The 13,057-nt window shown below is 53.6% G+C and carries 10 protein-coding genes and 2 pseudogenes; 11 read left to right on the plus strand and 1 reads right to left on the minus strand.

Annotated elements, in window-relative coordinates:
• Positions 1 to 26 precede the first annotated feature (26 nt).
• The 9 genes and pseudogenes from ED901_RS21065 (at position 27) to phoU (ending at position 9,660) form a co-directional block, all read left to right on the plus strand.
• Positions 27 to 449 (plus strand): F0F1 ATP synthase subunit epsilon, encoded by a 423-nt coding sequence (locus tag ED901_RS21065; RefSeq protein ID WP_056775953.1) that lies wholly within the window; start codon positions 27 to 29, stop codon positions 447 to 449.
• A gap of 271 nt (positions 450 to 720) precedes the next feature.
• A complete protein-coding gene (gene glmU, locus ED901_RS21070; protein WP_122097123.1) occupies positions 721 to 2,088 on the plus strand; it encodes a bifunctional UDP-N-acetylglucosamine diphosphorylase/glucosamine-1-phosphate N-acetyltransferase GlmU in 1,368 nt (455 codons plus the stop codon).
• A 132-nt stretch (positions 2,089 to 2,220) separates the two neighbouring features.
• Entirely contained in the window at positions 2,221 to 4,050 is a 1,830-nt protein-coding gene (gene glmS, locus ED901_RS21075) for a glutamine--fructose-6-phosphate transaminase (isomerizing) (protein ID WP_122097124.1), read from the plus strand.
• 99 nt (positions 4,051 to 4,149) lie between these two features.
• A pseudogene (gene rluF / locus ED901_RS21080) lies at positions 4,150 to 4,875 on the plus strand (23S rRNA pseudouridine(2604) synthase RluF); the annotation flags it as partial.
• 210 nt (positions 4,876 to 5,085) lie between these two features.
• Positions 5,086 to 6,126 (plus strand): phosphate ABC transporter substrate-binding protein PstS, encoded by a 1,041-nt coding sequence (gene pstS, locus ED901_RS21085; protein ID WP_122097126.1) that lies wholly within the window; start codon positions 5,086 to 5,088, stop codon positions 6,124 to 6,126.
• Positions 6,127 to 6,220: 94 nt separating this feature from the next.
• On the plus strand, positions 6,221 to 7,177 hold the full coding sequence (pstC, locus tag ED901_RS21090; protein WP_056775946.1) for a phosphate ABC transporter permease PstC: 957 nt from the start codon (positions 6,221 to 6,223) through the stop codon (positions 7,175 to 7,177).
• A 1-nt stretch (position 7,178) separates the two neighbouring features.
• A complete protein-coding gene (pstA, locus tag ED901_RS21095) occupies positions 7,179 to 8,066 on the plus strand; it encodes a phosphate ABC transporter permease PstA (RefSeq protein WP_122097127.1) in 888 nt (295 codons plus the stop codon).
• An 87-nt stretch (positions 8,067 to 8,153) separates the two neighbouring features.
• Positions 8,154 to 8,921 (plus strand): phosphate ABC transporter ATP-binding protein PstB, encoded by a 768-nt coding sequence (gene pstB / locus ED901_RS21100; protein WP_013577692.1) that lies wholly within the window; start codon positions 8,154 to 8,156, stop codon positions 8,919 to 8,921.
• A 10-nt stretch (positions 8,922 to 8,931) separates the two neighbouring features.
• A complete protein-coding gene (phoU, locus tag ED901_RS21105; protein ID WP_056775944.1) occupies positions 8,932 to 9,660 on the plus strand; it encodes a phosphate signaling complex protein PhoU in 729 nt (242 codons plus the stop codon).
• A 67-nt stretch (positions 9,661 to 9,727) separates the two neighbouring features.
• On the opposite strand, the gene ED901_RS21110 is transcribed toward phoU, so the two are convergent.
• Positions 9,728 to 10,420 carry a TetR family transcriptional regulator gene (locus ED901_RS21110; RefSeq protein ID WP_122097128.1) on the minus strand — a complete coding sequence of 231 codons (693 nt, stop codon included), beginning with the start codon at positions 10,418 to 10,420 and terminating at the stop codon, positions 9,728 to 9,730.
• Positions 10,421 to 10,541: 121 nt separating this feature from the next.
• On the opposite strand from ED901_RS21110, the pseudogene ED901_RS21115 reads away from it, so the two are divergent.
• Positions 10,542 to 11,345 (plus strand): annotated as a pseudogene (locus tag ED901_RS21115) (sugar phosphate isomerase/epimerase family protein); the annotation flags it as partial.
• 326 nt (positions 11,346 to 11,671) lie between these two features.
• Positions 11,672 to 13,009 (plus strand): NCS2 family permease, encoded by a 1,338-nt coding sequence (locus ED901_RS21120; RefSeq protein ID WP_056775940.1) that lies wholly within the window; start codon positions 11,672 to 11,674, stop codon positions 13,007 to 13,009.
• Positions 13,010 to 13,057: the final 48 nt, after the last annotated feature.

The raw sequence follows: 13,057 nt of genomic DNA on the forward strand, positions 1-13,057 counted from the left end.
TTGTTGTGGTATTGAGAGAGGATGACATGGCTGAAAAAGCTTACCATCTGGATGTTGTCAGTGCGGAAAAACGTATGTTTGCCGGCATGGTACAAAAGATCCAGGTGACGGGTAGCGAAGGCGAACTGGGTATTTTCCCGGGGCATGCTCCGCTGCTCACCGCCATCAAGCCTGGCATGGTGCGCATTGTTAAAGAACACGGGGAAGAAGAGTATATCTATCTTTCCGGCGGCATCCTTGAGGTGCAGCCGAATGCAACAACCGTGTTGGCTGATACTGCAATCCGTGGGCAAGACCTCGACGAAGCGCGCGCGCTTGAAGCTAAGCGCAAAGCGGAAGAACATATCAATAGTTCTCACGGCGACGTTGACTACGCTCAGGCGTCAGCAGAACTGGCCAAGGCGATCGCGAAACTTCGCGTTATCGAACTGACCAGGAAAGCGATGTAAAGACATCAGTTTAAAAGGCGACCTTTGGGTCGCTTTTTTTTTGCCTTTAAATAAGCCACTTTCTAGCATTTGTCCGAAAGCGAAACAGGGCTTTTAATGGAATACTTGCCGGATAAGTGGGCGTTTTACCCTCAGATTTTTTGCTGTAGTCTATAGCGTGTACAACCCTTACAGGCTGCGGCCTGCGGGTGGTTTTTGAAGCGAAATATGTAGTAATCCGACCATTGAACGGGTTACTTTTGTCACTCAAATTGGATTTGTCAGGTTACCTATGTCGAACAGCGCACTGAGTGTCGTGATCCTTGCCGCAGGCAAGGGGACACGCATGTACTCCAACCTTCCTAAAGTTCTTCATTCATTGGCGGGTAAGCCAATGGTGCAACACGTTATTGACGCGGCCACTCAGGTGGGGGCGAAAAACGTGCACCTGGTTTATGGCCATGGTGGCGACTTGCTGAAGAAAAATCTGGCAGGCAGTGATCTGAACTGGGTATTGCAGGCGGAGCAGTTGGGCACCGGCCACGCAATGCAACAGGCAGCGCCTTTCTTTGCCGATGATGAAGATGTGCTGATGCTGTACGGCGATGTCCCGTTAATTTCGGTCGATACGCTGGAAAAATTGCTCAAAGCGAAACCGGAAGGTGGCATTGGCTTACTGACCGTTGTGCTCGAAGACCCCACCGGTTATGGCCGGATTGTGCGTGAAAACGCCACGGTGACCGGGATTATCGAACAGAAAGATGCCAGCGAAGAACAGCTTAAAATCCAGGAAATCAATACCGGCATCCTGGTGGCTAACGGTGCCTCTTTGAAACGCTGGCTGAGCAAACTGAACAACAACAATGCGCAGGGTGAATACTACATCACCGATATTATTGCGATGGCGCATGCGGAAGGTCACCAGATCGCTACCGTACATCCTGCGCGCAACAGCGAAGTGGATGGCGTAAATAACCGTTTGCAACTTTCGCGTCTCGAGCGCGTATATCAGAGCGAACAGGCCGAGCGTCTGCTGCTGGAAGGCGTCATGCTGATGGATCCGGCGCGTTTTGATCTGCGTGGCGAACTGTCTCACGGTATCGACGTGCTGATCGACACAAACGTGATTATCGAAGGCCACGTAAAACTGGGCGACCGCGTCAAAATCGGCGCTGGCTGCGTGCTGAAAAATTGCGTCATCGGCGATGACTGCGAAATCAGCCCTTACAGCGTATTCGAAGACGCCGTGCTGAAAAGCGGCTGCACGGTCGGGCCATTTGCCCGTCTGCGTCCCGGCGCTGAGCTGGCTGAAAATGCCCACGTCGGCAATTTCGTTGAAATCAAAAAATCACGTTTAGGCAAAGGCTCTAAAGCCGGCCATCTTTCCTATCTCGGCGATGCTGATATCGGCGATAACGTGAATATCGGCGCGGGCACCATCACGTGTAACTACGATGGCGTGAACAAGAGCAAAACGATTATTGGTAACGATGTTTTCGTCGGTTCTGACACCCAGTTAGTGGCGCCGGTGAGTATCGGTAACAACGTGACCATCGCGGCGGGCACCACTGTCACGCGCGATGTTCCCGACAACGGTTTACTGTTAAGCCGGGTGCCTCAGGTGCATAAACCTGACTGGCAAAAACCGGTGAAGAAATAATAAGCATTACATAATAATCCCCAACTTCTACAAGGCTCGGGGAACCGCAGGTACACCGGAAAACGGGGCTCGCGGATAAATCAGGTCAGGCATCAAAAAAGGTCCGAAAGACCTTCAATAGGAATAAAACTGATGTGTGGAATTGTAGGCGCAGTAGCGCAACGCGATATTGCTGAAATTCTGTTAGAAGGTTTACGCCGTCTCGAATACCGCGGTTATGACTCAGCCGGTCTGGCTGTGATTGATGCGGAAGGGAAGATGGGGCGTTTACGTCGTGTCGGCAAAGTACAGATGCTGGCTGATGCACTGGATCAACATCCCTTGCACGGCGGCACCGGCATTGCTCACACCCGCTGGGCAACGCACGGCGAACCTTCAGAAGCGAATGCCCATCCTCATGTATCTGATTATATTGCGGTTGTGCATAACGGCATCATCGAAAACCACGAGCCTTTGCGTGAATTGCTGATCGAGCGCGGTTACCGTTTTGATTCTGAAACGGATACCGAAGTGATCGCGCATCTGGTGCATTGGGAACAACTTCAGGGCGGCACGCTGCTGGAAGTGGTTCAGCGTGTTATCCCACAACTGCGTGGCGCATACGGCACCGTCGTGATGGACAGACGCGATCCGTCCGTTCTGGTCGCTGCGCGCTCCGGCAGCCCGCTGGTGATTGGCCGTGGCGTGGGTGAAAACTTCATCGCTTCAGACCAGCTGGCGCTGCTGCCTGTTACCCGCCGCTTCCTGTTCCTGGAAGAGGGTGATGTGGCAGAAGTTAAACGTCGCTCTGTCAGCGTGTATGACAAAAATGGTCATGCCGTTGAGCGCGAAGAAATTGAATCTAAAGTGCAGTATGACGCCGGTGATAAAGGCGTTTACCGTCACTACATGCAGAAAGAGATTTACGAACAGCCGCTGGCAATCAAAAACACCCTGGAAGGACGTTTCAGCCACGGTGAAGTGAACCTGAGCGAACTGGGTGAAAAAGCTGACGATATTCTGTCACGCGTTCAGCACATTCAGATTATCGCCTGCGGGACGTCGTATAACTCAGGCATGGTCGCGCGTTACTGGTTCGAAGCGCTGGCCGGCATGCCGTGTGATGTGGAAATCGCCTCCGAATTCCGCTATCGCAAATCCGCCGTGCGTCCGGGGAGCCTTATCATCACGCTGTCTCAGTCCGGGGAAACGGCTGATACGCTGGCTGCACTGCGCCTGTCTAAGGAGCTGGGTTATCTCGGTTCTCTGGCTGTCTGTAACGTTGCCGGTTCCTCGCTGGTGCGTGAATCCGATCTGGCGCTGATGACCAAAGCGGGCACTGAGATCGGCGTGGCTTCCACCAAAGCGTTCACCACTCAGCTTACCGTTCTGCTGATGCTGGTAGCGCGTATGGGCCGTCTGAAAGGCATGGCGCCTCAGGTTGAGCACGATATTGTTCATGCACTTCAGGCATTGCCAGCGCGTATTGAACAGATGTTATCGCTGGATAAAACCATCGAATCTCTGGCAGAAGGTTTCTCTGACAAGCATCACGCCCTGTTCCTCGGTCGTGGCGATCAATACCCGATCGCGATGGAAGGTGCGCTGAAGCTCAAAGAGATCTCTTACATTCATGCAGAAGCCTATGCTGCTGGCGAGCTGAAACATGGCCCGCTGGCGCTGATTGACGCCGATATGCCGGTGATCGTGATTGCGCCAAATAATGAACTGCTGGAAAAACTGAAGTCGAATATCGAGGAAGTGCGCGCCCGTGGTGGCCTGCTGTATGTCTTCGCCGATCAGAATGCCGGTTTCACCGACAGCGAAGGCATGAAAATCATCCAGTTGCCTCACGTTGAAGAGATTGTTGCACCGATTTTCTACACCGTTCCGCTACAGCTGCTGTCCTATTATGTCGCGCTGATTAAAGGGACTGACGTAGACCAGCCACGTAACCTGGCGAAGTCCGTCACGGTAGAATAAGACTCTGCTCCTTCCGTTGCTAGCGCCCCTTGCGGGCGCTTTTTTTATTTCTGAGCAGCAACAGGGTATAGTCCGCCTTTAACTGAAAGGCACTGCTGAATGCTGACCACTCCTTCCGTTCGAATTAACAAATACATAAGCGATAGCGGCATGTGTTCGCGCCGTGACGCCGATCGTTACGTCGGGCAGGGGCTGGTCTTTATCAACGATAAGCAGGCGGGATTTGGCGCGCCAGTATTTCCGGGTGATGTGGTGAACGTGAATGGCCAACAGATCGGGCTGCGCGACCAGGATGACCTGGTGCTGATCGCCCTGAACAAACCGGTGGGGATCATCACCACAATGGATGACGGTCTGGCGGATAACATTGGTTTGCTCATCCGTCACAGCCAGCGCATTTTTCCCGTCGGGCGTCTGGATAAAGATTCGCACGGGCTGATTCTGCTGACCAATAACGGCGATGTAGTGAATAAGATCCTGCGCGCCGGTAATGATCACGAAAAAGAGTACGTGGTGACCGTTAACAAACCGGTGACCGACGCATTGATTCTCGGTCTGAGCGCCGGTGTCCCGATTTTGGGAACCGTAACGAAAGCCTGTAAAGTGATCAAAGAATCAGATGACGTCTTTCGTATTACCCTGGTGCAGGGGCTTAACCGTCAGATCCGCCGCATGGCGAAATATTTTGGCTATGAAGTCACACGGCTTGAGCGCGTGCGGATCATGAATATCCATCTTGCCGCGCTGCCGCCGGGGGAATCGCGCGAGTTAACCGGCGAGGAGCGGAGTGAGTTGTTCAGGCGTATCGAACATTCGGTTTCCGATCAATAATCGCCCTGAAAGCCCGTTTTACCCCCAAAACCATCCCCTGTTTCCTCTGGATTGCCCACTTCGGTCCAATTGTGACCGCTGTCATAAAACTGTCATATAACGTACATTTTACTGTCACCTAATTGTCCTATTTTCCTCCTGTGCCAAACACTTTAATTAACGTCGACATTAAGTCGGGAAGTTTAAAACCACCAGGAGTGGAACATGAAATTGATGCGTAACACCGTCGCCGGTTTTGTAGCAGCGACTTTTTCCCTCACAGCAATGTCTGCTTTCGCTGCCAGTAATCTGACTGGTGCTGGCGGTACCTTCCCTGCCCCTGTTTACGCCAAGTGGGCGGATGCTTACCAGAAAGAAACCGGCAACCAGGTGAACTATCAGGGCATCGGTTCTTCCGGCGGCGTGAAACAAATTATCGCCAAGACTGTCGATTTCGGTGCCTCTGATGCGCCGATGAAAGAAGAAGATCTGAACAAAAACGGCCTGTTCCAGTTCCCAACCGTAATCGGTGGTGTGGTACTGGCGGTAAACATCCCTGGGATCACATCCGGTCAACTGACGCTGGACGGCGCAACGCTGGGTGATATCTATCTCGGCAAAATCAAAAAGTGGAACGACGCGGCGATCACTAAGCTGAACCCGGGCGTGAAACTGCCAGACACCAACATCGCGGTCGTTCGCCGTGCTGATGGCTCAGGCACCTCTTTCGTGTTCACCAGCTATCTGGCGAAAGTGAACAACGAGTGGAAAGAGAAAATCGGTTCAGGTTCTACCGTTAACTGGCCTACCGGTCTGGGCGGTAAAGGTAACGACGGCGTCGCGGCCTTCGTACAGCGTCTGCCAGGCTCCATCGGCTACGTAGAATACGCTTACGCTAAACAGAACAACCTGGCATACACCAAACTGGTTGATGCTGACGGTAAAGCGATTTCCCCGACGGAAGAATCCTTCAGCGCAGCAGCCAAAGGCGCTGACTGGAAGAAAACCTTCGCTCAGGATCTGACGAATCAGAAAGGTGATAACGCCTGGCCAATCAGCTCCACCACCTTCATCCTGATTTACAAAGACCAGGCCGATGCAGCGAAAGGCACTGAAGTGCTGAAGTTCTTCGACTGGGCTTACAAAAACGGCAACAAACTGACGACCGATCTGGATTACGCCGCACTGCCTGACTCTGTTGTTGAACAGATCCGCGCAGCCTGGAAAACCAACATTAAAGATTCCAGCGGTAAAGCACTGTACTAGGATCTGACCTTACGTCTGATATAGAGTACAAGTCTTCTGCTTCATTCCCTCTCCGGCCGGGGAGGGAATTAAATCTGAATTAAAAGAGAGTGGTATGGCTGAATACAAGCCGGCTATTAAGGCACCAAGCAAAAACGGTGACATCATCTTCGGCGCGCTGGTCAAACTGGCTGCGCTGATCGTGTTATTAATGCTGGGCGGTATTATCGTCTCGCTGTTTATTGCTTCCCTTCCAAGCATCGAAAAGTTTGGTTTATCCTTCCTGTGGACTAAAACCTGGGATGCCCCGAACGAACAATTCGGCGCACTGGTACCGATTTACGGCACCGTGGTGACCTCGATTATCGCCTTGCTGATTGCCGTACCGGTCAGCTTTGGTATCGCATTATTCCTCACCGAACTTGCCCCTAACTGGATGAAGCGCCCGCTGGGTATTGCTATCGAACTGCTGGCGGCCATCCCCAGTATTGTTTACGGCATGTGGGGGCTGTTCGTCTTTGCACCGCTGTTTGCGCAGTATTTCCAGACGCCTGTCGGTGACGTGCTCTCCGGCATTCCGATCGTCGGCGCCTTGTTCGCCGGTCCCGGTTTTGGTATCGGTATTCTGGCCGCCGGTGTGATCCTTGCCATCATGATCATCCCTTACATCGCCTCTGTGATGCGTGACGTGTTTGAACAAACGCCGGTGATGATGAAAGAGTCTGCATACGGCATTGGCTGTACGACGTGGGAAGTGATCTGGCGCATCGTGCTGCCGTTCACCAAAAACGGCGTGATTGGCGGTGTGATGTTAGGCCTTGGCCGCGCATTGGGTGAAACCATGGCGGTGACCTTTATCATCGGTAACACCTACCAGCTCGACAGCGTCTCGCTGTATATGCCGGGCAACAGTATTACCTCGGCGCTGGCCAACGAATTCGCTGAAGCGGAAGCCGGTCTGCATACTGCCGCGCTGATGGAACTCGGCCTCATCCTGTTTGTTATCACCTTTATTGTTCTGGCGCTGTCGAAAGTGATGATTCTGCGCCTGGCTAAGAAAGAGGGCCGTTAAGATGACGACACTCGAAATGCAAAGCACACCTGAACTGCTGGAATCGCGCCGTAAACGCCAGGCATGGCGTCGCCAGAAGAACCGTCTGGCGCTGATGGTGTCGATGATGACCATGGCATTCGGTCTGTTCTGGCTGGTGTGGATCCTGTTTACGACCGTAGTGAAAGGCGTAGACGGCATGTCGCTGGCGCTCTTTACCGAAAACACCCCGCCTCCGAATACCGCGGGCGGCGGTCTGGCGAACGCCATCGCAGGCAGCGGATTACTTATTCTGTGGGCGACCGTGATCGGTACGCCGCTGGGCGTGATGGCGGGGATTTATCTGGCTGAATATGGCCGTAAATCCTGGCTGGCGGAGTTTATTCGTTTCATCAACGACATTCTGCTTTCTGCGCCATCTATCGTCGTCGGCCTGTTTGTGTACACCATCATGGTGGCGAAAATGGGGCACTTCTCCGGCTGGGCGGGCGTTCTGGCGCTGGCGCTGCTGCAAATCCCGATTGTGATCCGTACCACCGAAAACATGCTCAAACTGGTGCCGGACAGCCTGCGTGAAGCGGCTTACGCACTGGGTACGCCAAAGTGGAAGATGATTTCGGCCATCACGCTGAAAGCGTCGGTTTCCGGCATTATCACCGGTATTTTGCTGGCGATTGCCCGTATCGCCGGTGAAACCGCGCCGCTGCTGTTCACGTCGCTCTCCAACCAGTTCTGGAGCACCGACATGATGCAGCCGATTGCCAACCTGCCGGTGACCATCTTTAAGTTCGCGATGAGCCCGTTCGGTGAATGGCAACAACTTGCGTGGGCGGGCGTGCTGCTGATTACGCTTTGCGTGCTGTTGCTGAATATTCTGGCGCGTGTGATTTTCGCGCAGAAAAAACAATAATTCATTATTGAGGGCAGGCGATGTCGGCTGGCCTCACTGTTTTCCCTGCGTCGCGATGCGGCGCACGAATAAGAGAGATGTCTGAGAATGACTGACGCATCCAACAGCAAGATTCAGGTTCGCGATCTGAACTTTTATTACGGCAAATTCCACGCGTTGAAAAATATTTCCCTGGATATTGCCAAGAACGAAGTCACCGCCTTCATCGGCCCGTCAGGCTGTGGGAAATCCACGCTGCTGCGCACGTTCAATAAAATGTATCAGCTGTATCCTGAGCAACACGCGGAAGGCGAAATCCTGCTCGACGGCGAAAACATTCTGGTCGATAAGCAAGATATCGCCCTGCTGCGCGCCAAAGTTGGCATGGTGTTCCAGAAACCGACGCCGTTCCCGATGTCGATTTATGACAACATCGCCTTTGGTGTGCGTCTGTTTGAGAAACTTTCCCGTACCGATATGGACGAGCGCGTGCAGTGGGCGCTGACCAAAGCGGCATTGTGGAATGAATCCAAAGACAAGCTGCACCAGAGCGGTTACAGCCTGTCAGGCGGCCAGCAACAGCGTCTGTGTATCGCGCGCGGTATCGCGATCCGCCCTGATGTGTTGCTGCTTGATGAACCTTGTTCGGCGCTGGATCCGATTTCCACGGGCCGTATCGAAGAGCTCATTACCGAATTAAAATCCGATTACACGGTAGTGATTGTGACGCACAACATGCAGCAGGCTGCGCGTTGTTCAGACCGCACTGCGTTTATGTATCTGGGCGAACTGATCGAATACAGCGACACTGACTCGCTGTTCACTTCGCCAGCGCGTAAACAGACCGAAGATTACATTACTGGCCGTTACGGTTGAGGTAAGAAAAATGGATAACCTGAACTTAAATAAACATATTTCCGGCCAGTTCAATGCAGAGCTTGAACACATCCGCACTCAGGTGCTGGCAATGGGCGGGCTGGTTGAGCAGCAACTGACGGACGCTATCACCGCGATGCACAATCAGGACGCGGAGCTGGCGCAGCAGGTCATCAAAGGTGATGACAAAGTGAACATGATGGAAGTGGCGATCGACGAAGCTTGCGTGCGCATTATTGCCAAGCGCCAGCCGACCGCCAGCGATCTGCGCTTAGTGATGGCGATCATCAAAACCATTTCCGAGCTGGAACGCATCGGTGACGTGGCGGATAAAATCTGCCGTACCGCGCTGGAAAAATTCTCTCATCTGCATCAGCCATTGCTGGTCAGCCTGGAGTCACTGGGCCGCCACACCGTGCAGATGTTGCATGACGTGCTCGATGCGTTTGCGCGCATGGATCTCGACGAAGCCGTGCGTATTTACCGCGAAGACAAAAAAGTGGATCAGGAATATGAAGGCATCGTGCGTCAGCTGATGACCTACATGATGGAAGATCCACGCACGATTCCGAGCGTGCTGACTGCGCTGTTCTGCGCCCGCTCTATAGAGCGTATCGGTGACCGTTGTCAGAACATTTGTGAATTCATCTTCTACTTCGTGAAAGGTCAGGATTTCCGTCACGTCGGCGGTGATGCCCTGGATAAATTACTGACCGACAGCAAAGAGAAAAAAGAGTAACCGGTCGGTGACACAGTCCCAATGAAAAAGGCCTCCGTTGAGGCCTTTTTGCTGTCCGATCAGCGGGTTATTTCATGACGTATCGCAGTGCCACCATGACCGCCAGCTGGCGATAATGCGCGACCTGTAAATCCACTTCATCAGGATTTTCAAATAACGCGCCGAAGGTGTACTGATTAGCCACCTGGTGAACACACAAACTGCTGATCAGCCGGTGCACATCGCGCGCCTGCGCATCATCTTTAAAAAGATGGCTCTGCTTTCCCCGTTCCAGAATATCTTCCAGCAAAGTTAACGCGGATTTATTGATCTCACGAATGCTGGTGGACTGACGGATAAAACGCCCGCGCAGCATGTTCTCGGTGGAGACAATACGGATAAATTCCGGATGCGAGACGTGGAAATCAAAACTGGCTTCCACCAGCTTCACGATGGCTTCTGCCGGCGGAAACGCCGATAAATCCAGCGCCAGCTCATGCTGGCGGATCTCACGGTACACGTGCTCCAGCACCAGCAAATACAGCGCTTCTTTGGTCTTATAGTGATAGACCACCATGCGTTTTGTGGTGTTGGCGTTGGCGGCGATATTTTCCATGCGCGCGCCCATCAGGCCCGATTCGGCGAACTCAGCCAGTGCGCTGTCGAAAATGCGCTGCTTCAGGCCTATCGGATCATTTTTACGTCCCGGCGCCGGGGAACTTTGGCTGCTCAGCGTCTTACCCTCATCGTTAACCACATTTACGCTCCAGAGATTAACCATTGATTCGCCCGGTTACAATCAGCCTGGCGACAATCCGTGCGTACCTGCCCGCAACACTTGACGAACGAGGGTTCAGGGTCCACTACTGTAAGAACCGAAACCTGATAAAAAGGACGCTATTTTGCCTGCAACTTCCCGATTACGTTCCATTGCGACGGTTTCTGTGCCCGGCACCCTGCCTGAAAAACTGAAGGCGATTGCCGCTGCCGGGTTTGATGGTGTGGAAATTTTTGAAGATGATTTACTGAAAAACCCGGTCAAACCGGTCGCTATCCGCAATCTGGCGGATTCTCTGGGGTTGCGTATCTTCCTGCTGCAACCTTTTCGCGATTTTGAAGGCGTCGCGCCGGAAAAACGGCCTGAAAAACTCGCCAGCGCCCGGCGTCAGTTTGATCTCATGAGCGAACTGGGCTGCGATCATCTGCTGGTGTGCAGCAACACCGACGCCGACAGCTCTGCCGAACGCGAGGTACAGATTGCCGATCTGGCTGCCCTGGCCGACATGGCGCAGCCGTACGCTATCCGCATCGGCTACGAAGCGCTGGCGTGGGGGAAACACGTTAACCGCTATCTGCAGGCCTGGGATCGCGTGCGTGAGGTCAATCACCCGGCGCTGGGCATTGTACTGGACAGCTTTCACGTGCTGGCCGTCGGCGATAATCTCGACCGTCTGGACGAGGTTCCGCTGGATAAAATCAGCTTCCTGCAACTGGCCGACGCGCCCTTCAAAGACATGAACGTACAGCAATGGAGCCGCAGTTACCGCTGCTATCCCGGACAAGGCGATTTACCGCTGGTGGATTTTGTCAGTACGCTGAATCAAAAAGGCTTCAGCGGGCCGTGGTCACTGGAAATCTTCAACGATAAAATCCTGCCGCTGGCGGATGGTCTGCGCTCGCTCACCGAGCTGGAAAAACGCATGCAGGCTTATCATCAGATCACTTCCGAAGACTGATTCATCGCCAATATGTCATTGCGGACGTGACATATTGGCGGTCATCAGGCGCGCAGGTCCCCGGGTTGACGACCTGTGCCGGATTTATGCAGTGTCTGAACGCTTCCCTGAGTTGCCTGAACGGCAGAGCGTAAAACTTATTCAGGTGGTTGCGTGTTTATTCTGAATACATTGATGTGAGTTATGGAATCCGGCCCGAACGAGTGATGTAATCCTCCCCATCCAGTGCTGGCGCTTTTCCGCTAAAATCCTTAGGATACCCCCCGATTGTTTTTCCCCCATTTTGGAACTCACACATGAGCACACCACACAGCAATGCGACCGGTGGTAAAGGACTGGCTGAGCGTCTGTTTAAACTGACCCAGCACGGTACGACGGTTCGCACTGAAACTATCGCCGGTTTAACCACCTTCCTGACCATGGTCTACATCGTTTTCGTGAACCCGCAGATTCTGGGTGTCGCGGGCATGGATAAACAGGCCGTCTTTGTGACCACCTGTCTGATTGCCGCCTTCGGCAGCATCCTGATGGGCGTGATCGCTAATCTGCCTGTCGCGCTGGCACCGGCAATGGGGCTGAATGCGTTCTTTGCATTTGTGGTGGTGGGCGCGATGGGCGTTTCCTGGCAGGTCGGGATGGGCGCGATTTTCTGGGGCGCGGTGGGTTTGCTGTTGCTGACCATTTTCCGTATCCGTTACTGGATGATAGCCAATATTCCGGTCAGCCTGCGTGTGGGGATCACCGCCGGTATCGGGTTGTTTATCGGCATGATGGGGCTGAAAAATGCCGGAATTATTGTGCCAAATCCGGACACCATTGTGACCATTGGTAACCTGACCTCACACAACGTTCTGCTGGGTGTGTTGGGCTTCTTTATTATCGCCGTGCTGGCGTCGCGTAATTTCCACGCCTCTGTGCTGGTGTCGATCATTGTTACCACCGGCATTGGCCTGATGATTGGCGATGTGCACTACAACGGATTCTGGTCGATGCCGCCAAGTATCACCACCGTTGTCGGTCAGGTGGATCTGAAAGGTGCGCTGAACATCGGTCTGGCGGGCGTCATTTTCTCCTTCATGCTGGTGAACCTGTTTGACTCCTCCGGTACGCTTATCGGTGTGACCGACAAAGCCGGTCTGGCGGATGCGCAGGGCAAATTCCCGCAGATGAAGCAGGCGCTGTACGTTGACAGCGTGGCCTCTGTGGCGGGCGCGTTCATCGGCACATCTTCGGTAGGGGCTTACATCGAAAGCACCTCTGGCGTGTCTGTGGGCGGGCGTACCGGCCTGACGGCAGTGGTGACCGGTTTACTGTTCCTGCTGGTGATCTTCATTTCCCCGCTGGCGGGTATGGTGCCGGAATACGCGGCCGCCGGTGCACTGATTTATGTCGGCGTGCTGATGACGTCTAGTCTGGCGCGCGTGTCATGGGATGACCTGACCGAAGCCGTTCCGGCGTTCGTGACCGCAGTGATGATGCCGTTCAGCTTCTCGATCACCGAAGGTATCGCGCTGGGCTTCATCTCTTACGTGGTGATGAAACTGGGCACCGGCCGCTGGAGAGAAATCAGCCCGTGCGTGGTCGTGGTGGCCTTACTGTTCGTGCTGAAAATCGCGTTTGTCGACGCACACTGATTTTTGTCACGATAAAAAAAACAGCCCGCATTTGCGGGCTGTTTGCAT

Origin of the sequence: Rahnella sp. Larv3_ips, from assembly GCF_003697865.1 — a bacterium.
Classification (GTDB): Bacteria; Pseudomonadota; Gammaproteobacteria; order Enterobacterales; family Enterobacteriaceae; genus Rahnella; species Rahnella rivi.